The sequence below is a fragment of the Mesorhizobium sp. HAY1-8B genome (genome assembly GCF_056868045.1).
Genome location: NZ_CP200321.1, coordinates 6,824,814 through 6,847,868, shown reverse-complemented (window position 1 = coordinate 6,847,868; position 23,055 = coordinate 6,824,814). Strand labels below are relative to the sequence as shown.

Sequence of the window (23,055 nt, the reverse complement as noted above, 5' to 3'; positions counted from 1 at the left end):
GCTAGCGGATGGTCCGTCACGACAATGGCCTCGGGACGGTCAAAAGGCGGCTTGTGATCAACCGGAAAGTTCGGATTTAAATCGGCGCCAGTGACGCCGCAAAGCTTGTGCGCACGGACCACAAGTATAAACTCAGGCCAGTTTGAAGCCTGAGCAAGGAAGGTCAGTTTTCAGATGAATCTGCGCATATCGGGAAAACACATGGATATCGGCGATGCGTTCCGCACGCGCATCAACGATCGTGTCGGCGAGGCGATCGGCAAATATTTCGATCGCGGCTTCGCGGGACACGTCACCGTCATCAAATCGGGCTCGCGCTATTCGGCGGATTGCATGATCCGGCTGGATTCCGGCGCCTCGCTGCAGGCCACCGGCGACGCCCAGGATCCGACGCTCGCCTTCGAGGCCGCGGCCGACCGGCTGGAGACCCGGCTTCGGCGCTACAAGCGCCGTCTCAAATCGCACAATTCAGGCAATGGCAATGGCGAGTTGACCGACATCGCCTATACGGTGATGGCGCCGCTTGCCGATGACGATGAGGAAATTCCGGAGGATTTCGCGCCGGCCATCGTCGCCGAATCGACCATGACGCTGAAGACCATGTCGGTGGCCTCGGCGGTCATCGAGCTCGATACCAAGGACAGTCCGGTGTTCGTTTTCCGCAACGCCGGAACCGACCATCTCAATATCGTCTATCGCCGGCCCGACGGAAACATTGGCTGGATCGACCCGTCCACGACCAAGGTCGCGCAGGGATAAAAGCCAGCCGCACGAGGGGTGGGGACTGGCGACAGGCGAACAAGGGATTTTCAAGCATGGATCTGAGCGATCTTATCAGCGTTCCGGCGATTTTGCCGGCGTTGAAGGCGAACTCCAAAAAGCAGCTTCTGCAATTGCTGTCCGAACGGGCGGCGGCGATTTCGGGCATTCCGGAGAGGGAAGTGTTCGACACCATCCTGCAGCGCGAGCGGTTGGGTTCGACCGGCGTCGGCAACGGCATCGCCATTCCGCATGGTAAGCTCGCCGGCGTGAAGCGGATCGCCGGTGTCTTCGCCCGGTTGGAAACGCCGGTCGATTTCGAGGCGCTGGATGACCAGCCTGTCGATCTGGTGTTTCTGCTCCTGGCGCCGGAAGGGGCGGGCGCCGATCATCTCAAGGCCCTGTCGCGCATCGCCCGCGTGCTGCGCGACGCCGACACGGTTGCCAAGATCAGAGGGACGCGCGATGCCACGGCGATCCACGCGCTTTTGTCGGACACCCAGGCCTCGCACGCGGCCTGAAGCCATTTTTGAATGGAATCTCCAAGGGCCGCCGTGAGCGGCCCTTTTCGTTTCAGCAAATCGCCTTGGTGAATGGCGCTTTAGTGAATGGCGACGGTGGTCAGGTCGTTTTCCATGGCGCCGGCCAGTGCGCGGTCACGCGCATCGGAAAGCAGGATCGGCTGGCCGTTGGCGGCAAACAGCGCCCACAGTTCCAGGCCGGGCGCGATCTCGCCGAGATTCGGGAAGCGGCCGAGCAATTCGTCGCTCGAGACCTTGCGCAGATAAGCGACCGAGCCCTCGCCGAGATGGGCGAATTCGCCATTGGTCATGGTGATAGTTTCAGTTCTGGTCATTTCAAGCCTCCTTGGCGCGAGACGCCGCTCAAGGCCATCCCGCATGAGAGCCATCGGTAAAGATCAGTCTTTCACCGATATGTTTATTTTCCGTACCAGCCGTTCGGACTCCGGCCGATCGAGATCGATCGACAAAAGGCCGTTCTTCAGCTCCGCCGCGATCACCCGCATGCCGTCGGCCAGCACGAAACAACGCTGGAACTGGCGCGCGGCGATGCCGCGATGAAGGAATTCGCGCTCGGTGTCGTCAGTCTGACGGCCGCGCACGACCAGCTGGTTTTCCTCCGTTGTGACATCGAGATCGCTTTCGGCGAAACCGGCGACGGCCAATGTGATGCGCAACCTCTCGGTCTTGCCGTCGGCGCCGCTGAGGCGTTCGATGTTGTAGGGAGGGTAGCTGTCACCGGATTTCGCCAAGCGTTCCAGAGTCTTTTCCATGGCGTCGAAGCCAAGGAGAAGCGGGCTGGAGAAAGGCGTCATTCGGCTCATGTTACACTGTCCTCTCAAGAGCGACATAAAGTGGAAAAACCCGGATGGCATTTTTCCCGATGGTCTTGATATGGTCCGCCCCGGGGCCAAGTTCAAGCCATCAAAAAGCCCGCCCAAAAAGACCACGTCGTGGACTCACAAGAATGATCGACATGGCGCTTGAAACGGCAAGCAGATGCAACGAGAAGCGCGACGGTCGGGATTATCTCCCCCGGTCGAGCGGTTCGACGTGGCAGCTCGCGGTCGCTGCGGCGCCCTTCGGATGTTTCGACCGGATTCATTCAAGTGCATGGCCTAGCCAAACAAGGAATTGAAATGCCGCAATCACGAAAGATCATCATCGACACGGATCCCGGCCAGGATGATGCCGTCGCCATTCTGCTGGCACTTGGCAGCAGCGAATTGGAGATCGTCGGCATCACTGCCGTTGCCGGCAACGTGCCGCTGAAGCTCACCGAGAAGAATGCCCGCAAGATCTGCGAGCTGGCCGGCCGGCCCGATATCAAGGTCTATGCCGGGGCCATCCGCCCCCTGGCGCGCCAGCTGGTCACCGCCGAGGAAGTGCATGGCAAGACAGGCCTCAACGGGCCACAATTGCCCGAACCCAAGATGAAGCTGCAGGAGCAGTATGCCGTCGACTTCATCGTCGAGACGCTGATGAAGGAAGAGAGCGGCACTATCACGCTCTGCCCGCTCGGGCCGCTGACCAACATCGCGCTGGCGCTGATCCGCGAACCGCGCATCGCTCCGCGCATCAAGGAAATCGTGCTGATGGGCGGCGGCTTCTTTGAGGGCGGCAACGTCACTCCGGCGGCCGAATTCAACATCTATGTCGATCCGCAGGCCGCCGATCTGGTGTTCAAGTCTGGCATCCCGATCGTGATGATGCCGCTCGACGTCACGCACAAGGCGCTGACCACCGCCAAGCGCACGCAGGCCTTTCGCAAGCTCGGCACCAAGGTCGGCACGGCTACCGCCGAGATGCTGGAATTCTTCGAACGCTACGATGAAGGCAAGTACGGCACCGATGGCGGCCCGCTGCACGATCCCTGTGTCATCGCCTATCTGTTGAAGCCGGACCTGTTCAAGGGCCGCAACTGCAGTGTCAGCGTGGAAACTACCTCGGAACTGACCATGGGCATGACCGTGATCGACTGGTGGGGTGTGACCAAGCGGGAAAAGAACGCCATGGTGATGCGCGACATCGACCATGATGGCTTCTTCGCCCTGTTGGTGGAGAGGCTGGGGCGGCTCAACTGACAGTCAGAGCAGACATCCGTGAGCACGCGTCTTCACCCATTGAGCAATCGATAGGTGTCGGCGCCGCGCTTATGGTGTTGCCGCTCAATGGGGATGATCGAGCCGACAAGGTGCGGCATCCCCACTTCATCGTCGACGGATATCACCGCGTTGTTGTCGTCAAGGCGGACGTCGTATGTGTAGTACAGCCCGCGACCGACAGCCATCTTCGGATTGATGGGCATTAACCTGACATACTCGACCGTGCCCATCACACGCTGAATTGCCACAACCGGATTGTCCTGATTCATCGCAATCGGGATCAGCGCCGCCAGAGGCAGTGCGCAGAAAAAAGCGACACCGATGACCGCGTCACGGTATTCCGCCTGAAACAGAAGCAGGCGATTTCTGAGAGAAAATCCTGTTGCCATGGTTCAACTCACAAACCGGTAGAAGACGAAGCCGTTGTCGCGCGTAACGCGCTCTATGCCGATATGCGAGCCGATCACGTGCAGTCGGTCGTCATCGACGAGAAGGGATGAGCCGTCGTCAAGCAAAAGCACGTAGTTGATCCGGTCATGTGCCCACTGGGCGCTTTTGATCGTCGCGTCGACCGCGGTAACTGAATGGATCGGGCTTGCGTCGTTGACCCATTTGTTCAGGGCGGCAGGAACCATCATCGCGAACAGAGAAACGGTCAGGATCACGCCAGGCGCATTCCTTTTCAAATCTGCGTAAGTCCACGACATAAACATGAATCCCCACCACAGATTCATGTGGTGGTCAGAGGGCTGACTGTCAATCAGCCCTCTTTAGTTTCAAGGCATATGGTTTTTCGCCCTGGGCGCTGCAGCTTGACGCGTCGCCCGGCTCATGGCCGCGCCGTTACTTCGACCTCGAAAACGCCAGCCACAGGCCGCCGCCGACCAGGAAGCTGCCGCTGATCCGGGACATGAGCTTGATGCGGCTGGCCGACAGCAGGCGCCCGGCCCGGCCAGCGGCGAGTGCGTAGGTCGAGTCCGACATGGCGGCGAAGATCATGGCGGTGAGGCCCATGACGACGATCTGCAGCGAGTAGTTGCCTTGCGGCGCGATGAACTGCGGAAAGAAGGCGCCGAAGAACACCAGTGTCTTGGGATTGCTGAGCGCCACCAGCAGGCCCTGCAGGAAGAAGCCGCCGCGCGGCTTTCGCGCCGTTCCGTCGGCATTCAGCGTGCCCCTGGAGCGGAACATCTGCACGCCCATCCAGATCAGATAGGCGGCGCCGATCAGCCTGACCCATTCGAACCAGTGGCCCATGCCCGCGATCAGCGTGTTGAGGCCGATGCCAACAATGGCGATCATGATGGCAAGGCCAGCCTGCGTGCCGGCGACGTTGGCGAGCCCGGCGCGGGTCCCATGGCGGATGCTGTTGGCGATGATCAGCGTGACCGTCGGTCCTGGCACCAGGATGATGACGATGCAAGCGAGAACATAGGCGGCGTAGAGTTCCAGCGACATGATTTTTCCTCTGGCGTGCCGCCGACGCGGCGCAACTGGGACAATCAATGCATGGCCAAAGCCTCCACGCAAGGCGTCCGGGAAGCACCGAGCCGTCGCACGCGGGTCAGGCGCCGGCTGGCCAAGGCAGCATCGCCTCATAGGCGGCGGCCGCCCTCAGCACGGCGAGGTCGCCGCGCGGCCGGCCGATCAGCTGCATGCCCATTGGCCGGCCCTTTTCGTCGAAGCCGACCGGCACGTTGAGCGCCGGGCAGCCGCCCAGCGTGGCGAAGGCGGAAATCTGCATCCAGCGGTGATAGCTGTCCATTGGCCGTCCGGCGACCTCGCTTGGCCAGTGCGTGGTGACATCGAAGGGAAAGACCTGCGCGGTCGGCAGCGCGATGAGATCGAAGCGGTCGAAGATCGACAGCAGCATGCGATGCCAGGAGGTGCGGATGACCGAGGCCGCGCGGATCTGCGGCGCCGTCAGCCGCATTGCATTCTCGATTTCCCATAGGGCTTCCGGCTTCAGCAGGCCGCGCTTGGAGGGGTCGTCGTAGTGGGCCTGGAGGGCGCAGCCGCTGCTGGCCTGGCGCAGCGTCACGAAGGCCTGCCATAGCGCCTCGAAGTCAAAATCGGGCAGCAAGGGTTCAATCACGAAGGACTGTCCCGCGAGCCGACCGAGCGCTGCCTCGCACAGGCCGAGGATGCCGGGTTCGAGCGGCAAGTGGCCGCCGAGGTCGCCGAGCCAGGCGACGCGGCCGCCAGTCGAGGGCGTTGCGAGCCCTTCGAGGAACGAGCCCGGTTTCTCATAGGACAGGGGTGCCTGCGGATGATAACCCGCCTGCACGTCGAGCAGCAGAGCCATGTCGGCGACATTGCGGCCCATCGGCCCCTCGACGCCCATCTGCGCATGGAAGACCTCGAAATCCGGCCCGGCGGGCACGAGCCCCTGCGACGGGCGGAAGCCGTAGACATTGTTCCAGGCGGCCGGGTTGCGCAGCGAACCGCCGAAGTCGCTGCCGTCGGCGACGGGCACCATGTCGAGCGCCAGCGCCACCGCCGCGCCGCCACTCGACCCGCCGGCGGTGAGCGCCGGATCGAAAGCGTTCAGCGTCGGCCCGAAAACGTTGTTGTAGGTGTTGGAGCCGAGTCCGAATTGGTCTTGCCGATGATGATGGCGCCGGCATCGCGGATGCGCTCGACGAAGAAATCGTCTTCCTGCGGCACGAAATCGGCGAAGATCGGCGAGCCGAAGGAGGTCCTGAGCCCAGTGGTCGAGGCAAGGTCCTTGATGGCGATCGGCAAGCCGAAGAGCGTTCCGGTTTCGTTCGCTTGCCTGCCATCGGCCGCGTCGGCCTCGCGCAGGATGTCGCCGCGATCGCGCAACGAGACGATGGCGTTGACCAACGGGTTGACCGCTTCGATGCGGTCGAGGAAGGCCGTCACCACCTCACGTACGGAAAGCGTTCTGTGGCGGATCGCGTCGGCCAGTTCGACAGCGGACAGGCGGCAGATGTCGCCGGCCGGCGGGACGGCATGTTTGGTCCGGGGACGCATCATCTCAGCTGACTTTCTGCAAGGCCTGATCGACATCCTTGGCCAGCGGGATCGCCGGTTGGGCGCCCGGCTTCAGGCAGGCCAGCGAGCCAGCCGTACCGGCACGCGCCAGTGCCTTTTCGAGCGTGAGGCCGGACGACAGGCCGGCAGCGAAGTAACCGCAGAAGGTGTCACCGGCGCCGACCGTGTCGACAGGGGTGATCTTCATTGCCGGAATGGTCAGGAAGTCGGTTGGCGTCGCCGCCATGACGCCGTCGCCGCCGAGCGTGACGACGATGGTGCGGCCGGTTTTCGCGGCGAAGTCGCGCATGCGTGCCGCACGGTCGCGGCCGTTCAGCGCCAGCGCCTCGCCATAGAGGTCGAACTCGGTCTCGTTGGCGACGGCATAATCGGCCTTGCCGAGGAAAGCCGCCGCGTCGCCCTGGAAAGGAGCGGTGTTGAGCACGGTGATGGCGCCGGCCGCCCGCGCCTGGTCGAGCGCGGCATCGACGGTCGCCAGCGGGATCTCGTGCTGCAAGAGCACGACGTCGCCCTTTTTCAGGAAGGCCTTGGAAAGGTCGCCGGGCACCACGGAAGCATTGGCGCCGGGGACCACGGCGATGATGTTCTCGCCGTCGTCACCGACCATGATCAGCGCCGTGCCGGTCGAGGCAAAGGTTTCGCCCACGCCCGACAGATCGACCTTGGCCTCGCGCAGCAATGCCAGCGCCTCGCCGGCGAAACTGTCCTTGCCGACGGCGCCGACCATGCGCACCGGGGCACCGGCGCGTGCGGCTGCCAGCGCCTGGTTGGCGCCCTTGCCGCCGGGCGCCGTGGCGAAACCGGAGCCGCTCACCGTTTCGCCGGGGCTCGGCAGGCGGTCGACTTTGGCGATAAGGTCGAGGTTGATCGAGCCGATGACGATAATCAAGCAAGGCCTCCTGCCGGCATGAATTCAAGGTTCTGGAACGTCCACGGTGCGTTGGGGCGAAGACGGGCCGTTCCAATCGCGCGGGAAGCTAACCTGTAAGGTCGCGGCTTGCCAGACCACGCGAATGGTCCAGCTTGCTTTGTGGTATCGTGGCCTATTCACAACGCACGGTGACGGTGCCCTGATAGCTGCCGGCGGGAAAGATACCGCTCGATTTGGTGGCGATGAGGTCGATCTGCATGGCGTGGGTGCCATTGACAAGCTTCTGCGGCACATTTCCGTTGATGTCGGCTCCCGAGCCGTCGAGGCGAAAGACCGAGGCGAAGGTCACGTTGGTGCCGCCGCCGCTCGGCGCGGACGAGAACGCGGCCGGCGCCGGCGCCGAAACCGAATAGCAGTCCAGCAGATTAAGCAGCGAGCACACCAGGGAGCTTGCCACCACGGTCGCGCTGGCGCTCGATCCGCCTGCCTGCTTGGAACTCAGTATACTGATGGCGGGATTTGCGGTCATCGTTCCCGATGCCCCGACCATGATGGTGCAAGTGCCGATGATTGCCGCCGACACAGGCTGGCTGAAGCCGGCAAGTGCCGCCACCGCGAGCAGCGCGCGGTTATTTCCTCTTCTTTTTCTTGTCATCGCCATTTCCGGTCCTGAGGCTCCAGCCTTCGTTGGCCCATCCGGGTGATGCGGCAGCAGAAGCGGGAGCAGGAGCGCCGCCGGCCACGCTGGCCGTCTGGCCGTCTCCGCCGAGACCCATCTTGAGCAGCTTCAGCTCCAGTTGCAGGCGCTGGACCTCAAGTTCGTAGAGCCGGCTGCAGTCGAGACGCTTCGGCGTACGCCCGATCGGGATCACCACCCGGCCGTAGGTGGCGACACCGTTGTCCGTCTGGTTGTTGCCTCTGATAACGCCGAGATCGACATAGGCACCGGAACCGGAAACGGCGGAGCGGCAAGTGGTGCCGTCGGCGGCATGGACCTCGTCCTGGCCCTGGGGCAAGGTGACACCGGGCAAATTGAAGCCGTTCTCGTTCTGATTGAGATTGTAGATCTGGTCCTGGGCCAGGGTTGGAACCGTGTTTGTCACTGCAACCGCGAGCGCCAGCGTCAGGATTTGCGGTGCCCAAAAAACTTTCCGCATATCTGTGCCCTTATCTGCGTCTGTTGATTGGGAAAGGGGATGCTCTCGATACAGATACGCACTTTACGCTCGGCAGCGCCGCCGAAGGGCACGACCACAAGGACAGGACGGGAAGCCTGGGAAGCCAACTGGAACACACTTGGAGAGATCCTGGCCTCCACCGGCTGAAAATCCTGGTCGTAGACATGGATCTCGACCCTGATCTTCTGGTCGTATGGATTGGCCGGGAAGACGCGAACCGCGAAGGCATCGGTGAAACTGTTGACCTCACCGCGCATGGGCGACATCGACTGCGCCTTTGCGGCAATAGGCGCCAGCCCGACGGCCAGTGCCGTCGCCAGGATTCGTGCATGTGTCAAGTCCCTCTCCTTAGCGACGGCGCTATTCGCAGCGCAGCGTTACCGTTGCCTGGTAGTTTCCGTTGGCGAAGCGGTTGCTGCCGCCCTTGGTGCCGGCGAGATGGACCGAGACAAGGTCGGCGCCGGGTGTGCTGATGGGCGTCGCCGAGCCGGTCTCGACGATGGAGTGCGCACCGGCGGAAGAATAGGTTGGTGTCCAGGTGGTCGATGTCGTGTCGGCCGATGGCACGGTCGTGGTGGTAACCGGATCGACGCTCAGCGACACGCCGCCCGTCGTCGTCAGCGTGACGGTTCCGGCCGAGCCGCCGCTGTTGTGGGAACTGAGGGACTGGAGGTCGGGGCTGACCGTCATCGTGCCGTTGGTGGCAATGACGAGCGTGCAGGTCGGAGTGATCGTGCCATTGAAAATGACATTTTGCGTTGTGGCCATTGCGGCCTGGTCCAGGCACGCGGCCAGCAAGGCTGCACCGAAGGCGGTGCGCAACAATTTCATCGAGACCTCCTGCCAAGTCGGATCACCCGAAGTGATAGGAGTCATGATCGCTTTATCGTGGTTAATTTAGCGTAAACTTAAATAAGGTGCGGAAATAACATTTCATAAAAAACCGAAGGTTGTCCCCGGTTGTGTCATGAACTCCGGATAAAACTCAAGTAATACTTTCCACCACTTAATATCTGTAAATTTTTCCGGCGAAAACTGGAAAAACGATATTTTACGACGACACTTGCCCCGCCTCCCAGCCCAGGATGGCGCGCTTGCGGGTCAGGCCCCAGTGATAGCCGGTGAGATCGCCGGACTTGCCGATGGCGCGATGGCAAGGCACCACGAAGGAGAGCGGGTTGGCACCATTGGCGGCACCGACCGCGCGGCTGGCGCTCGGCGCGCCGATGCTGGCGGCGATCGAGGAATAGGTGCGGGCCTTGCCCATCGGAATCTGCAGCAGCGCCTCCCAGACGCGGACCTGGAAGTCGGTGCCGATCATGACGACATGCAGCGGCTGGTCGGGCCGCCACAATGTCGGATCGAAGATACGCGCGGCGTAAGGGCCGGTCGCGGCCATGTCCTCGACATAGACGGCGTTCGGCCAACGGCTGGACATGTCGGCGAACGACGCACGTTCCTCGCCCGGATCACTGAAGGCGAGGCCGGCAAGGCCACGGTCGGTGGCCATGATCAGGGCGGTGCCGAAAGGCGAGGGGTGATAGCCGTAGCGGATGGTGAGGCCGGCACCGCGCGTCTTGTAGTCGCCCGGCGACATCGCCTCATGGGTGACGAACAGGTCATGCAGCCGGCCGGGGCCGGACATGCCCAGTTCGAACGAGGTTTCGAGCAGCGGCATGCCGGAATCGAGCAGCCGTCGGGCGTGGTCGAGCGTCACCGCCTGCAGGAAGGCTTTTGGCGACAGGCCGGCCCAGCGGGTGAAGAGTTTTTGCAGGCCTGTCGGCGTCTCGCCGACCTCCTCCGCAAGCTCCTCGAGCGAGGGCTGGTCGCGATAGTCGAGGCTGATCTTCTCGATGGCGCGGCGCACGATCTCGTAGTCGCCGCCTTGCGGCGTGATGTCCTTCTTGAGGACTGCTGTGTGTGAGCTCATCGAACTGTCTCCTTGGCCAGGAATATCGCCCCTTGGGGCGGCGATCGCCACCCGAAACTTGCCTTCTTGCCGCGCATGCCCAGATAGATTCGGGGTTTGTGCCCAGGAGTCGCTCATGGCTGGCGAGAAAGTGCACCTGACCGGGGCAAAGGAAACCTTGCTGATGACGCTCTACGGCAAGGCGCTGGAGAGCCGGCTGCCCCATTCCCTGCTTGCGGATCATTTCGCCGACGAGGCGGTGCGCAAGATCGACTATGATTTCTCCAGGCTCAAGGTCGACGAGAATCTCGGCATCGGCCTGGCAATCCGGGCCAAGACACTGGATGTCCGTGTCGAGGATTTTCTGGCCAGGAATCCCGGCGCCATCGTGCTGCATCTCGGTTGCGGGCTCGATACGCGCGTCTTCCGTGTCGATCCGCCACCCGGCGTGGACTGGTTCGACGTCGACTATCCCCAGGTCATCGAACTCAGGCGCAAGCTCTACCCGTCCCGCGACCATCACCATCTCATCGCTTCGTCGGTGACCGAGCCCGGCTGGCTGGCCGAGGTGCCGCGCACCCGCCCGGCCATGGTGGTGGCGGAAGGTCTGACGCCCTATCTCCCCGCCGATGAAGGGCTGCGTCTGGTTTCGCGGCTTGTCTCGCATCTTGCCGGCGGCGAGCTGATGTTCGACGCCTACAGCCGTTTCGGCCTGACGCTGCTTCGCCTCAATCCGACCATCAAGGTCACGGGTGCCGAGGTCCACTGGGCGATCGACGATCCGCACGAGCTGGAACTGGCGGTTCCGAAACTGAGGTTCGTCGAGGATATTTCCGCCTACAAGCCTGAACACGCCGCCCGCATGGGCTGGTTCGCCAAATTGTTCGTTCGCCTTTGGAAACACATTCCGGCGCTGCGAAAGGTAGGCAGGCTTCTGCGCTATCGCTTCTAGATTCAGCGCGCCTTTGCGGTCGCCAATGCCCGCGAAAAGGCGGTGGCAAAGCTCTCGCGGGAATCAGGATCGAGAAAACCGCCGATCGGCACGTTCTGGCCTTGCGCTTCCACGGTCATTTTGGTGATGCCGATCTCGGCGTGACGGGCCACCGAAAACCGCGCCCAGAACGGGTTGAAGCGGTGCGCTTCCGATTTTCCCGAAGGGGCTGTCTTGCGGATGTCGAGGCTGGTGCGGGACACCGACACCTCCTCGCGGGCGCGGGCGGCCCGATAATTGGCGCGGAAGGCGATGTAGACGGCGACCACGTCGAGGCCGAAGAAGCCGAACACCGGCCACGCACCACGCGACAGGAAAAACGCGCCTGTCACCAGCCAGCCGAACAGCAGCGCGCCCATCAGGACCAGGAAGCCCGTCCTGCCCAGCGACCGGTGTGGGGTCAGCAATGCGTGAAAGAAGGGCTCGTCAGCCTGGAACGAGGCGTTTGTGTCGCTCATGACAGGATATTATAGGAGGGAAATGGCGAGCCCCAAGTCCAAAGATTCTTCCATGCCCGAAAAAAAGCTGCCGGCCGGACGACGTGACGGATCGAACGCCAAGCCGCGTCCACGGCCCGTGCGGCGGACGTCACGCTATACCCCGGCGGAAGTGCATGAGATCTTCCGGCGCTTTTCGGTCCAGCGGCCGGAGCCGAAGGGTGAGCTCGAACATGTCAACGCCTTCACGCTGCTGGTGGCTGTGGTGTTGTCCGCGCAGGCGACGGATGCCGGCGTCAACAAGGCGACGCGGGCGCTGTTCAAGGCCGCCGATACGCCACGGAAGATGGTTGCTCTGGGTGAAGCCAAGGTCGGCGAATACATCAGGACCATCGGCCTCTGGCGCAACAAGGCCAAGAATGTCATCGCGCTGTCGGAGGCGCTGATCCGCGACCATGGCGGGGAGGTGCCTGATGACCGCGATGAGTTGGTCAAGCTGCCGGGGGTCGGGCGCAAGACCGCCAATGTCGTGCTCAACATGGCCTTCGGCCAGCATACGATGGCGGTCGATACGCATATTTTCCGGATCGGCAACAGGCTTGGCCTGGCGCCCGGCAAGACGCCCGAGCAGGTCGAGCAGGGGCTACTGAAGATCATCCCGGACGAGTATATGCGCCATGCGCATCACTGGCTGATCCTGCATGGCCGCTATGTCTGCAAGGCGCGCAAGCCGGACTGCCCGGCCTGCGTCATCGCCGATATCTGCAAGGCGCAGGAGAAGACGACCAGCATTCCGGCGCCCCTCGTGCCGATCGCCCCGCTCGATGCGGTGGACGAGGTTCAAGGCCAAACCTGACGAGCGGCTGGGCCTCAACTCTCCTCCACGAACACCTCGAAAGCCAACCGGTTTGCGACAAATACCGATTGCGGAACCTCTGCCCGCTTCCGATTTATTCTAGATTAGGGTGTGTTGATATTCAGGTGATGCCAGCCTGCGAACGGTGGTTTTCCGCGCTCCCGGTGCTCGCGTACGAAAAGTATGCTCCGCTTCGGTTCTCGAAAACCACCATTCTCGGCTCGGCCTGACCCGAATCTCGACACCCTAGTAGCCGTAACCGCGCGCCATCGCCGCCGCGAAGACCGGGATCAGCAGGAAGACGAAGGCTTCCGCGCGGACGTATGTCTTCACCGAGGCCAGTTCGCCCGCCGGCACGGCGAAGGAGGGATTGGCGCTGGCCTGCCTGTTCCAGGAAATGAAGCGCACGGTCGGGACGATCGACAGCAGGCCGACAATGCCAAAGGCTACCATCTTGGCCCAGAACACCCAGTTGTAGACGTAGAACTCCCATCCCTTGAGACCCCAGAAGACGCGGCCGATGCCGACGATGATGATCAGCGCGGCGATGATGCCATAGTGGCGGTCGATGCTGGCGAGCCGCTCGAGTGTCGCGGCGGGCAGGTCGCCGCGGATCAGCACGAATTCGGCGCCGATGATCCCCGCCAGGGAAAACACCAGCAGATGATGGACAATGGCAAGCACAAGGTCGGTCGTGTCCATGCTTCTTCCCTTGGGTTTGAGCACCAGCCCGCGTCGGAGAAGATCGCGTCGCAATGTGCTGAAATCAGCCGGCCGGGAAAATAACACCGTCGGGCGGAATTCCCATAGCGGAGCCACGGCACCGGACATGCGGCTTTTCTGGATGATGGCGCGTTTCGCGCTGGCCCTTGCACCGCACGGGCTATTTGCTAAGCGCGGATAACTTCAGCGAGGCAATCCCATGAACAATCCGCACGGCGCTCCGGTCATCGAGACGAAGCGAACCATTCTAAGGGCGCACCGGCTGGAGGACTTTGACGCCTATGCCACGATGTGGGCAGACCCGGCCGTCACCCGCTTCATCGGCGGCAAGCCGCGCACGCGCGAGGAAAGCTGGATGCGCTTCCTGCGTCATGCTGGCCTGTGGTCGCTGCTCGGCTACGGCTTCTGGGCGATCGAGGAGAAAGCGACGGGCCGCTTTGTCGGAGAGGCCGGTTTTCACGACCTGAAGCGTGACATGGAACCGTCGATCGAGGGCATTCCCGAGGCCGGATGGGCACTGGCGCCGGCCGTGCACGGCGCCGGTCTCGCCACCGAGGTCGTCGGCCGCGTGCTGGCCTGGGGAGAAGAAACCTTTGGACGTACGAAAACCGTCTGCATCATCGATCCGGAGAACGCCGCATCGTTGAATGTCGCTGGCAAGGTCGGCTATCGCGAAGTATTGCGGACCACCTATCATGACGCCCCGACAGTGCTGCTGGAGCGGCTGTCCTGAACTGGAATTGAGACCTCTACCCCGCTTGGCGGCGCAGTTTCCGAGCAAGGTCGGCCCACGGATCGGCGCTCTGCGCGGCCGGTGTGACGCTCCGGCCCAGCAGCACCGTCGAGGCATCGAACGGCGTCGGCCGGGCGATCCCATAGCCCTGGGCATAGTCGACGCCGATGGTCTTCAGTGCGGCGGCAATTTCGTCGCTCTCGACGAACTCGGCGATGGTACGCTTGCCCATGACCTTGCCGATATGATGGATCATCTCGACCATGGCGCGGTCGATGCGGTCGTCAAGCATGTCCTTGACGAAGCTGCCGTCGATCTTGAGGTAGTCGACCGGCAGGTGCTTCAGATAGGCGAAGGATGACATGCCGGAGCCGAAATCGTCGAGCGCGAAGCGGCAGCCCAGGCCGCGCAGATCGGCAATGAAACGCATGGCATTGGTGAGATTGGCGATAGCGCTGGTTTCGGTGATCTCAAGGCAGATCATGGCAGGCGAAATGCCATAGACGAGAAACTGCTCGCGCAGGAAGCCGAGAAACGTCTCGTCGCCGAAAGTCGCTCCGGAAAGATTGATGGCGCATGTGGCAATCGGCGGCGTGCGCGGATCGGCCTGCCGGGCGGCCAGGATGCGGAAGGTGTTGCGCACCACCCAGCGATCGATCGACGGCATCAGGCCGTAGCGCTCGGCAGCGGGAATGAAGCTCTGAGGGGTGACGAAGCTGCCGTCTTCGTCGGTCAGCCGCAGCAGGATCTCGATATGCGCTCCCGCCTCGACGACGTCGTCGTTGAGCGGCCAGATTTCCTGGGCGTGAAGCCCAAAGCGGTTTTGCTCCAGCGCGGCGTGCAGGCGCTGTACCCAGGCCATCTCGCCGAAGCGCTCGCGCAAGGCCATGTCGCCATCGCTGTGGATTTGGACGCGGTTGCGGCCTTTCTCCTTGGCCATGTAGCAGGCGACGTCGGCGGCGCGCAGCGTTTCCTCGATCGTCACCTGCGCGTTGGCGAGCTCCACCATGCCGATACTGACGCTGGTGTTGAAGGGTCTTCCGTCCCAGGCGAAATGCAGGTCCTGCACCGCCGCGCGAAGCCTTTCGGCGATGTCGGCTGCGTTGGTGGCATCGCAATCAACGAGCAGCACGCCGAACTCGTCGCCGCCCAGCCGGGCGAGTACGTCGCCGGACCGCAATTCGCGGGTCAGCAGCGAGGAAATCTGGCGCAGCAACTGGTCACCCGCGGCGTGGCCGCACGTATCATTGACCAGCTTGAACTGGTCGAGATCGAGATACATCAAGGCGTGCTGCCGGGGCTTGCCTTGCAGTTCGACGATCGTCCTTTCCAGCCGGCTTTCGAAATCGCGCCGGTTGGCGAGCCCGGTCAATGCGTCATGTGAAGCCTGCCATGAAAGCCGCTCGATATAATCCTCTTCGCGCGTCATATCGTGGAAGGCGAGCACCGCGCCGACGATATCACCGGAAACGATCAGCGGCGCGCCGGTCAGCGCGACGGGAACAACGGAGCCGTCCAGCCGCTGCAGCAATTGCGGACGGGCGCTGGAACGGCACGGTTCGCCGGCCAGGAGACGCTCGACCAGCTGCGAATCCTCGACGCTGGTATCCTTGTCGACGAGGCGAAACAGCGATGCGACCGGTTTGCCCCTGGCAGTGCCGAGCGGACAAGCCAATAGTTTCTCGGCAACCGCGTTCATGTAGTCCAGCCGCCCGTCACGGCCAGTGCTGATGACGGCCTGGCCGATAGACGCCAGCGTAACCTGGGCGCGCTCGCGCTCGGCATTGAGCGCCAGCTGGAAGGCCTGGCGCTGCGCCAGAAGCTTGCGGGTACGCCACACCGCCAGCAGGATCAGCAAGGCGGCGGTGACGAGATTGGCAAAGGTGAGCAGCATACGGATGAAGCGCGATCCCTCGCCCAGACTGTCCGAGAAGGCCTTGGACAATGGGGTGACCTGACGATCGAGCCGATGGATTTCCGCTTTCCAAGCGCCGATCTCGGCTGCCGACGCAGGCCCCTTGCCCAGCGCCGCATGCATGGTGTCGCCGAGCCGCTGGATGGCGAGTATCATCGTGTCGGCCGCCGCCCAGTGCCGAATAGCGGTATCAAGATAGCTGAACGTCCGGAAATTCTGGAACAGCCAGATCAGCCCGGCGACGTCGTCCGGGTGGTTTCTGCCTTGCAGAAAGCCTGTGCGCGCTGCCTCTGTATCGGGCTCGGGCTGCTCGAGCGCCAAGCGCGCCGAGCGATCGGCCATCGGAACGGCGATCGCCTCGCGATACTCGGTGAAGAACTCCTCATTGCCGGTGTCCGCATACAGGCTGAGGAAATAGATGGCGTGCTTTTGCCCCTTGGACCACTGGCTTTCCCCGCCGACATAGGCGCGAACCGCCGAAAGCGTGTACAGGCTGAGGCTGGCGACCAGCGCCTGGATGAGCACGACGGCGATGAACGGCCACACGAGCCCGAGAAGACGGGGGCTGGCGTCCATCGATGACGGCTTCTTCGAATTCACGAACGTGCCATGATCCTGTCAGCGTGTCTGTCCGACTGTTTCACCCGTCGGTTGAGACGATTTTCTTCCCCTCATGTCGCGCAAATGGCGACAACAACCGGGTATCACGGGGGACTTAACAGCAAATAAATAGTTCCGTTCTCTACAAAGCCATTCTTGATTTGGGCGGCTGAATATTACGCAGCGTCAAGTGACTGCTTCAAGTTGAATCAGTTTGTATTCGAAGCTTATCGATCCTTTTCGAGCCCGTAACCGAGCGGGTTAGGCAGCGCCTCCGCCGCAAGACTTGCCTGTTCGAGCAGGGAGGCGTCCTCGCCGAAGGCACGGGTGGCGCGGGCCGCCGCCTCGAGCAGCGGACGTTTCATGCGCTGAAGGAAGGCGGCATCGACGCGCGTGCTCGGCCCCGCCAGCGTCAACGCGCCAAGCAGGTTGCGCCCCGGCCCGAATACCGGTGCCGAGACGCCCGCCGTCTCGGGGTCGCGGTCGCCGACGGCGAGGCAGTTGCAGGTTCTTCGGATGGTCTCGTAGGGTTCACCCGGCTGGCCGGAAAACGCCGCAAGCACGCGTCCGCCCGAGCCGACAAGCAAGGGCAATACGTCGCCCTCGCGTATGGTGTAGCGGATCGGATGCTTGGATTCGACGCGGTAGAGACAGGTGCGGACGTCACCCGACCGGACATAGAAGGCGACGCTCTCCCAGCTGTGCTCTGAAAGGTCGCGCATGATCGGCAACAGGATGTCGACCGCCACGACCGAACGCTGATAGAGGGCGCCGAGCCGGAAGGCGGTGGGCCCGACGCGGTAGCGCCCATCGTCGAGGCGCTTGAGCAACTGCCCGCGCAGCAGTGAATTCGTCAGTCTCAGGATCGTACTCTTGTAGAGGCCGGTGCGCGCCGCTAGTTCGGCCAGGCTGAGTGAGCGGTCGGCGGTTGTAAAGGCATCGAGGATCGCAATCGCCCGATCAAGTGCCGCGACACCTTCGGCCGACGTACGCCGAAGCTCTGTATCCGCCGATTTGCTTGGTGAGTCCATTGCAGTTCCCAGTTTGCAGAAACCCGAGCGGGGCCACTCTGTCGCGCTCCTAGATCGTTCTGTCCAGCAGAATATCGTTCCGGTTGACAGAACTTGCTAACATCTGCTTGAACTCGATCACGGGTCTGTGAATGCAGGCACGTTTGGCAGGCACCGGAGGAGGTGTCGTGATTTGGAGGAATCCCATGCTGAACAGACGCAGATTTTTGATGAGCACGGCGGCGGCAGGCGCTGCCGGCCTTGCAGGACTTCATCTCACTCCCGCTTTCGCCGATGGCGCACCGCAGATCCAGATTTTCGTGCCGGCGGCACCCGGCGGCGGCTGGGACCAGACAGGGCGCACGATGGACCAGGTGCTGCGCTCAGAGAAGCTGATCTCCGGCTCGCAGATCACCAATGTCGGGGGCGCCGGCGGCACGGTCGGGCTGCCGCAGTTCATCAGCCAATGGAATGGCAAGGGCAATTCGCTGATGGTCGCCGGCATGGTCATGGTCGGCGCCATCATCGCCAACAAGGCCGCCAACAATCTGACGCAGGTGACACCGATCGCCCGTCTCACCGGTGAATTCGAAGCCCTGGTGGTGCCGGCGGAATCGCCGTTCAAGACCGCCGCCGATTTCGTAGCCGCGCTCAAAGCCGATCCGACGAAGGTTCCCGTGGCCGGCGGCTCCGCCGGTGGCTCCGACCACATCCTGTTCGGCCTGATCGCTAAGACCGTCGGCGTTCCGGCGACCAGCCTTTCCTATGTCCCGTTCGCCGGCGGCGGCGAGGCCTTGTCGGCGCTGCTCGGCAACCAGGTGGCGGCCGGCATCTCCGGCTTTGGCGAATTCTCCGAACAGGTCAAGGCCGGTGCGCTCAGGCTGCTCGCCATCTCGGCCGACAAGCGCCAGGACGGCATCGACGCGCCGACGCTGAAGGAAACCGGCATCGATGTCGAACTGTTCAACTGGCGCGGCGTTTTCGCGCCTCCCGGCGTGTCCGACGCCGACAAGGCGGCGATGATCACGCTGGTCGAGACCATGGCCAAGAGCGATGCCTGGGCCACGGAGTGCAAGAACCGCAACTGGACGCCCATCCTGCTCACCGGCGACGACTATGCAAAATTCGTCGCCGAGGATTCGGCGCGCATCGAGGCCATCCTCAAGGATCTCGGCCTCGCGTGATTTTCCCCAGGGGGATGGCGCGAGCCGTCCCCCAATTCTCAAGTCCATCGATCGCATCGCAGCGATCATGGCTGGCAGCATGAGGGCCGGTGACAGCCGTCTTGGCCCGTAATCCTGGGGAGGACACTCCATGAGCACCATCAACCAGCCGACGGCGTCCTCGCGCCTTGCCGTGCCCGAATTGCTTGTTGGCATTGGGCTTCTCGCCTGTGCCGGCGCCGTGGCCTGGCAGACGCTGGCGATCCCGGTGTCGCCGCTCTATTCCAAGGTCGGGCCGACCGTCTTTCCCTATCTCACCATGGTTGGTCTGGTGGTGCTCTCGCTGCTGCTCATCCTCGCCGCGTTTCGCGGTGGCTGGCAACCGGAGGAGGAAAAGGAAACGCCGACCGACTGGAAGGCGATGGGCTTCGTCGTCATCGGCCTTGTCGCCAACCTGCTGCTTATCCGGCCGCTCGGCTTCACGGCGGCATCGGTCATCATGTTCGTTCTCGTCTGCTACGGCTTCGGCAGCAGGCATACGCTGCGTGACGCGTTCACCGGCCTTGTCCTGGCGCTGGCCGCCTATTTCGGTTTCGCCAGGGCGCTCGGCGTCAACATCGGTGCGGGTTTCATCGAGAACCAGCTGAACACGGCGATCGATGCGATCATCGGCGCGTTTGGAGCGTGAGGCCATGAGCACGCTCGAACAACTCGCCCACGGCTTCTCGGTCGCCTTCACCCCGGTCAATCTTCTGTGGTGCTTGCTCGGCACCACGCTCGGCACCGCCATCGGCGTGCTGCCAGGCCTGGGGCCGGCGCTCACCATCGCGCTGCTTCTGCCGATCACCTATCAGGTGGCGCCGGAGGCGTCCTTCATCCTGTTCGCCGGCATCTACTACGGCGCCATGTATGGCGGCTCGACAACCTCGATCCTGCTCAACACGCCAGGTGAAAGCGCCACCATCGTCACCGCGCTGGAAGGCAACAAGATGGCGCGGTCCGGCCGTGGCGGTGCCGCACTCGCCACCTCGGCGATCGGCTCCTTCGTCGCCGGTACCCTCGGCACGCTCGGCGTCGCCTTCCTGGCGCCGGTGGTTGTCAAGTTCGCGCTGGCTTTCGGCCCGGCCGAATATTTCTCGCTGATGGTGCTGGCCTTCATCACGGTTTCGGCCGTGCTCGGCTCCTCCTCGGTGCGCGGACTTACCAGCCTGTTTGCCGGCTTCGTTATCGGCATGATCGGCGTCGACCTGCAGACCGGCCAGCCGCGGTTCACCTTCGGCACGACAGAACTGCTCGACGGCGTCGACGTCATCATCGCCGCCGTCGGCCTGTTCGCGGTCGGTGAGACGCTCTATATGGCCTCGCGCCGCTATGCCGGCAAGGACGAGATCGTGCCGCTGAAAGGGTCGCTCTACATGACCGCGGCCGAATGGGGCCGCTCATGGAAGGCCTGGCTGCGCGGTGCGGCGATCGGCTTTCCGATCGGCGCCATGCCGGCCGGCGGCGCCGAAATCCCGACCTTTCTGTCCTATGCCATCGAAAAGAAACTGTCGAAGCACAAGGAGGAGTTCGGCACGGTCGGTGCCATCGAGGGCGTCGCCGGTCCCGAGGCCGCCAACAACGCGTCCGCCGCCGGCGTGCTGGTGCCGATGCTGACGCTTGGCCTGCCTACCTCGGCAACGGCCGCGATCATGCTGTCGGCCTTTCAGAGCTACGGCATCAACCCGGGGCCGCTGCTTTTGACGACGCAGGCCAATTTGGTCTGGGGCCTGATCGCCAGCCTGTTCATCGCCAACGTCATCCTCGTCATCCTCAATTTGCCGTTGATCGGGCTGTGGGTGCGGCTGCTGAAGATCCCGGCGCCGCAGCTTTATGCCGGCATACTGGTGTTCGCGACCGTGGGCACTTACGGCATTTCGCAATCGCCCATCGATCTCGTCATCCTCTATTTGCTGGGGGCGGCGGGCTTCCTGATGCGGCGTTTCGATTTCCCGACCGCGCCGGTCATCATCGGCATGATCCTGGGGCCGCTCGCCGAAACCCAGTTCCGCCGGGCAATGACCATCTCTAATGGCGACTGGTCGGTGTTCTACAAGCATCCGCTGTCGCTGACGCTGCTGACGCTCGCCTTCATCGGCCTGGTCGGACCGCATATCTGGGCCTTCATCGAGCATCGCCGTCGGCGTGGTCCAGAGCACGTGCCGGGCGATGCCTGACCGATTTGAGAAGATATGACTGACCTGCTTTCCGGTATCCGCGTCCTCGACCTGACCAATGTTCTGGCTGGGCCTTATTGTGCCTATCAGCTGGCGCTGCTGGGGGCCGACGTGATCAAGGTCGAGGGGCCGCAAGGCGGCGACCTGGCGCGCCAGCTCGGCGGTTCGCCAAGGCTCAACCAAGCCGGCATGGGCGCCTCGTTCCTGGCTCAGAACGCCGGCAAACGATCCGTCATGCTCGATCTGAAGACAGAAGCCGATCGTGAACGCTTCCTCGACCTTGTCGCCAGTGCGGACGCGCTGGTGGAGAATTTCCGCCCCGGCGTGATGGATCGGCTCGGCCTTGGCTACGAAGCGCTGAAGGCGGTCCGCCCCGGCCTTGTCTATTGCGCGATATCGGGTTTCGGCCAGACCGGCCCGATGCGCGACAATCCCGCCTATGACCAGATCATCCAGGGCCTGTCAGGCATCATGAGCATCACCGGCACGCCGGAAACAGCGCCGCTGCGTGTCGGCTATCCCGTCGCCGATACGCTGGGCGGGCTGGCCGGTGCGTTCGCGATTGCATCGGCGCTGGTCAAGCAGAAGACCTCAGGCGAGGGTGCCTTCCTCGACGTCTCAATGCTCGAATGCACGCTTTCCGCACTCGGCTGGCCGGTGTCCAACTATCTGACGGCCGGGGTCGATCCCAAGCCGATGGGCAATGAGAACATGACGGCAGCACCCTCCGGCGCCTTCCGAACCGGCGACGGGCTGCTCAACATCGCCGCCAACAAGCAGGAGCAGTTCGTAACGCTTTGCCGGCTGATCGGGCGACCAGAGCTGGCCTTGGACCCACGCTTTGCCGAGCGCGAGACACGCAAGCGCAACCGTGCGGCGCTGAAAGTCGAGATCGACGAGGCCCTGGCAGGCGCGTCGGCGGCGGCCTGGGAAGAGACGCTCAATCGTGCGGGCGTCCCGGCGGGCAGGGTGCTGACGATCCCGCAAGTGCTGGGCGAACCGCAAGTACTGGAACGGCAGGTGACTGCGAATTTTAACGATGTCGCCGGGATGGACAGACCGCTGACCGTTCTGCGCGGCGGCTTCATGGTCGATGGCAAGGCGCCATTGCCGACAAAGCCGCCACCGGTGCTCGGGGAGCATATGGACGAGGTTTTCGCCCACCTGCCGCCGCGTGCCAAGGCAAAGGCACGGGCATGAGCAGTTCCGGGAAGAAGTCAGGCCGTGAACGCGGCGAGGAATGGTGGCAGACCGGCATCATCGAGATGAGCCCCGGCGTCATTCGGCTGCGCGGCTATGAAATCCAGGACCTGATCGGTCGCGTCAGCTTCCCTGCGATGATCTGGCTGATGTTGCGTGGTGAACTGCCCAGCGAGGACCAGGCAGCCTTGCTCGGCATTGCCCTGGGGGCGGCCGTCGATCATGGGCCGCAGGCGCCGTCGATTGCCATTGCCCGCATGGCCGCCACCTGCGGCGTCGGCATCAACAGCGCCATGGCTTCGGCCATCAATGTGCTCGGGGACGTGCATGGCGGCGCGGGCGAACAGGCGCTGTCCTTCTACGGCGATATCGCCGTGGCGATCGATGGCGGGACGGTGCTGGATGAGGCGGTCTCGGTAAGGGTCGACCGGTTCTTCGCCGAGGAAAGAAGGTATGTGCCAGGGCTCGGCCACCGCTTTCACCCGGTCGATCCGCGCGCACCACGGCTGCTGGAACTGACTCGCGAATTTGCCGCGCGTGGCGTCATCAATGGACGGTTCGCCGACATCGCCGAGGCTGTTGAGGCGGAGGTCGCGCGGCGCAAGGGGAAAAAAATCCCGCTCAATATCGATGGCGCAACGGCTGTTATCTATGGCGAGCTCGGCTTCCCGCCGCCGCTGACGCGGGGACTCTTCGTGCTGTCGCGTTCTGTCGGCATTCTTGCGCATACCTGGGAACAGTCGCAGCAGAGCGAGCGCAACAAGGGGCCGCTGCCGCGCGAATGGCTGTGGGCTTATACAGGAACACCAAAGCGGCCGTTTCCGGGAGACGGCGAGGCCGGCGGGTGAAG

26 protein-coding genes and 1 pseudogene are annotated in these 23,055 nt (G+C 63.2%); 11 read left to right on the top strand and 16 right to left on the bottom strand.

Annotated elements, in window-relative coordinates; genetic code table 11:
* The first annotated feature begins 174 nt into the window (after window positions 1-174).
* Window positions 175-759: a ribosome hibernation-promoting factor, HPF/YfiA family gene (gene hpf, locus AC1VON_RS32920; protein WP_027043252.1), complete on the top strand. Its 585-nt coding sequence runs from the start codon at window positions 175-177 to the stop codon at window positions 757-759.
* 56 nt (window positions 760-815) lie between these two features.
* Entirely contained in the window at window positions 816-1,280 is a 465-nt protein-coding gene (ptsN, locus tag AC1VON_RS32915; RefSeq protein ID WP_172348583.1) for a PTS IIA-like nitrogen regulatory protein PtsN, read from the top strand.
* 80 nt (window positions 1,281-1,360) lie between these two features.
* Here the strand turns inward: ptsN and AC1VON_RS32910 are convergent, their stop codons facing one another.
* On the bottom strand, window positions 1,361-1,615 hold the full coding sequence (locus AC1VON_RS32910; RefSeq protein ID WP_172348584.1) for a BQ00720 family protein: 255 nt from the start codon (window positions 1,613-1,615) through the stop codon (window positions 1,361-1,363).
* 63 nt (window positions 1,616-1,678) lie between these two features.
* Entirely contained in the window at window positions 1,679-2,104 is a 426-nt protein-coding gene (locus AC1VON_RS32905) for an Hsp20 family protein (protein ID WP_023760739.1), read from the bottom strand.
* A gap of 315 nt (window positions 2,105-2,419) precedes the next feature.
* Between AC1VON_RS32905 and AC1VON_RS32900 the strand changes: the two genes are divergently transcribed.
* Window positions 2,420-3,364: a nucleoside hydrolase gene (locus AC1VON_RS32900; RefSeq protein ID WP_172348585.1), complete on the top strand. Its 945-nt coding sequence runs from the start codon at window positions 2,420-2,422 to the stop codon at window positions 3,362-3,364.
* A 32-nt stretch (window positions 3,365-3,396) separates the two neighbouring features.
* Here AC1VON_RS32900 and AC1VON_RS32895 read toward each other — a convergent pair whose 3' ends face one another.
* The 10 genes and pseudogenes from AC1VON_RS32895 to AC1VON_RS32850 form a co-directional block, all read right to left on the bottom strand.
* On the bottom strand, window positions 3,397-3,774 hold the full coding sequence (locus AC1VON_RS32895; RefSeq protein ID WP_172348586.1) for a hypothetical protein: 378 nt from the start codon (window positions 3,772-3,774) through the stop codon (window positions 3,397-3,399).
* Window positions 3,775-3,777: 3 nt separating this feature from the next.
* Window positions 3,778-4,050: a hypothetical protein gene (locus tag AC1VON_RS32890; protein ID WP_483126168.1), complete on the bottom strand. Its 273-nt coding sequence runs from the start codon at window positions 4,048-4,050 to the stop codon at window positions 3,778-3,780.
* A gap of 178 nt (window positions 4,051-4,228) precedes the next feature.
* Window positions 4,229-4,843 (bottom strand): LysE family translocator, encoded by a 615-nt coding sequence (locus tag AC1VON_RS32885; RefSeq protein WP_483126167.1) that lies wholly within the window; start codon window positions 4,841-4,843, stop codon window positions 4,229-4,231.
* A 106-nt stretch (window positions 4,844-4,949) separates the two neighbouring features.
* A pseudogene (locus tag AC1VON_RS32880) lies at window positions 4,950-6,385 on the bottom strand (amidase).
* A gap of 1 nt (window position 6,386) precedes the next feature.
* Window positions 6,387-7,292, bottom strand: a complete 906-nt coding sequence (locus AC1VON_RS32875; protein ID WP_483126166.1) for a ribokinase — start codon at window positions 7,290-7,292, stop codon at window positions 6,387-6,389.
* Window positions 7,293-7,446: 154 nt separating this feature from the next.
* The gene (locus AC1VON_RS32870) at window positions 7,447-7,929 is read right to left on the bottom strand and encodes a hypothetical protein (RefSeq protein ID WP_483126165.1); all 483 of its coding nucleotides are present in this window, start codon (window positions 7,927-7,929) and stop codon (window positions 7,447-7,449) included.
* A complete protein-coding gene (locus tag AC1VON_RS32865) occupies window positions 7,904-8,431 on the bottom strand; it encodes a hypothetical protein (protein ID WP_483126164.1) in 528 nt (175 codons plus the stop codon). The genes AC1VON_RS32870 and AC1VON_RS32865 overlap by 26 nt, the downstream gene beginning before the upstream one ends.
* Window positions 8,398-8,790 carry a hypothetical protein gene (locus AC1VON_RS32860; RefSeq protein ID WP_483126163.1) on the bottom strand — a complete coding sequence of 131 codons (393 nt, stop codon included), beginning with the start codon at window positions 8,788-8,790 and terminating at the stop codon, window positions 8,398-8,400. The genes AC1VON_RS32865 and AC1VON_RS32860 overlap by 34 nt, the downstream gene beginning before the upstream one ends.
* 22 nt (window positions 8,791-8,812) lie before the next feature.
* Window positions 8,813-9,283: a hypothetical protein gene (locus AC1VON_RS32855; protein WP_172348593.1), complete on the bottom strand. Its 471-nt coding sequence runs from the start codon at window positions 9,281-9,283 to the stop codon at window positions 8,813-8,815.
* A gap of 220 nt (window positions 9,284-9,503) precedes the next feature.
* Entirely contained in the window at window positions 9,504-10,382 is an 879-nt protein-coding gene (locus AC1VON_RS32850; RefSeq protein WP_483126162.1) for a methylated-DNA--[protein]-cysteine S-methyltransferase, read from the bottom strand.
* Window positions 10,383-10,497: 115 nt separating this feature from the next.
* Here AC1VON_RS32850 and AC1VON_RS32845 point away from each other — a divergent pair, with 115 nt between their 5' ends.
* Window positions 10,498-11,313 carry a class I SAM-dependent methyltransferase gene (locus tag AC1VON_RS32845; RefSeq protein WP_483126161.1) on the top strand — a complete coding sequence of 272 codons (816 nt, stop codon included), beginning with the start codon at window positions 10,498-10,500 and terminating at the stop codon, window positions 11,311-11,313.
* A 2-nt stretch (window positions 11,314-11,315) separates the two neighbouring features.
* On the opposite strand, the gene AC1VON_RS32840 is transcribed toward AC1VON_RS32845, so the two are convergent.
* A complete protein-coding gene (locus AC1VON_RS32840; protein ID WP_172348596.1) occupies window positions 11,316-11,810 on the bottom strand; it encodes a DUF2244 domain-containing protein in 495 nt (164 codons plus the stop codon).
* 22 nt (window positions 11,811-11,832) lie between these two features.
* On the opposite strand from AC1VON_RS32840, the gene nth reads away from it, so the two are divergent.
* A complete protein-coding gene (gene nth, locus AC1VON_RS32835) occupies window positions 11,833-12,645 on the top strand; it encodes an endonuclease III (RefSeq protein ID WP_483126160.1) in 813 nt (270 codons plus the stop codon).
* A gap of 246 nt (window positions 12,646-12,891) precedes the next feature.
* On the opposite strand, the gene AC1VON_RS32830 is transcribed toward nth, so the two are convergent.
* Window positions 12,892-13,347 (bottom strand): DUF2214 family protein, encoded by a 456-nt coding sequence (locus AC1VON_RS32830; RefSeq protein ID WP_483126159.1) that lies wholly within the window; start codon window positions 13,345-13,347, stop codon window positions 12,892-12,894.
* A gap of 220 nt (window positions 13,348-13,567) precedes the next feature.
* On the opposite strand from AC1VON_RS32830, the gene AC1VON_RS32825 reads away from it, so the two are divergent.
* Window positions 13,568-14,101, top strand: a complete 534-nt coding sequence (locus AC1VON_RS32825; protein ID WP_483126158.1) for a GNAT family N-acetyltransferase — start codon at window positions 13,568-13,570, stop codon at window positions 14,099-14,101.
* A 16-nt stretch (window positions 14,102-14,117) separates the two neighbouring features.
* Here the strand turns inward: AC1VON_RS32825 and AC1VON_RS32820 are convergent, their stop codons facing one another.
* Together AC1VON_RS32820 and AC1VON_RS32815 are read right to left on the bottom strand one after the other, a co-directional pair.
* A complete protein-coding gene (locus AC1VON_RS32820) occupies window positions 14,118-16,592 on the bottom strand; it encodes an EAL domain-containing protein (protein ID WP_483126157.1) in 2,475 nt (824 codons plus the stop codon).
* A gap of 251 nt (window positions 16,593-16,843) precedes the next feature.
* Window positions 16,844-17,647 (bottom strand): IclR family transcriptional regulator, encoded by an 804-nt coding sequence (locus AC1VON_RS32815; RefSeq protein ID WP_483126156.1) that lies wholly within the window; start codon window positions 17,645-17,647, stop codon window positions 16,844-16,846.
* 185 nt (window positions 17,648-17,832) lie between these two features.
* On the opposite strand from AC1VON_RS32815, the gene AC1VON_RS32810 reads away from it, so the two are divergent.
* From AC1VON_RS32810 to AC1VON_RS32790, 5 genes are all read left to right on the top strand, one after another.
* Window positions 17,833-18,810, top strand: a complete 978-nt coding sequence (locus tag AC1VON_RS32810; protein ID WP_172348602.1) for a Bug family tripartite tricarboxylate transporter substrate binding protein — start codon at window positions 17,833-17,835, stop codon at window positions 18,808-18,810.
* 130 nt (window positions 18,811-18,940) lie between these two features.
* The gene (locus tag AC1VON_RS32805; protein ID WP_483126155.1) at window positions 18,941-19,477 is read left to right on the top strand and encodes a tripartite tricarboxylate transporter TctB family protein; all 537 of its coding nucleotides are present in this window, start codon (window positions 18,941-18,943) and stop codon (window positions 19,475-19,477) included.
* A gap of 4 nt (window positions 19,478-19,481) precedes the next feature.
* Window positions 19,482-21,005 carry a tripartite tricarboxylate transporter permease gene (locus AC1VON_RS32800; protein WP_056577744.1) on the top strand — a complete coding sequence of 508 codons (1,524 nt, stop codon included), beginning with the start codon at window positions 19,482-19,484 and terminating at the stop codon, window positions 21,003-21,005.
* Between the two features lie 15 nt (window positions 21,006-21,020).
* Window positions 21,021-22,205, top strand: a complete 1,185-nt coding sequence (locus AC1VON_RS32795) for a CaiB/BaiF CoA transferase family protein (RefSeq protein WP_483126154.1) — start codon at window positions 21,021-21,023, stop codon at window positions 22,203-22,205.
* Window positions 22,202-23,053: a citryl-CoA lyase gene (locus tag AC1VON_RS32790; RefSeq protein ID WP_483126153.1), complete on the top strand. Its 852-nt coding sequence runs from the start codon at window positions 22,202-22,204 to the stop codon at window positions 23,051-23,053. The genes AC1VON_RS32795 and AC1VON_RS32790 overlap by 4 nt, the downstream gene beginning before the upstream one ends.
* Window positions 23,054-23,055: the final 2 nt, after the last annotated feature.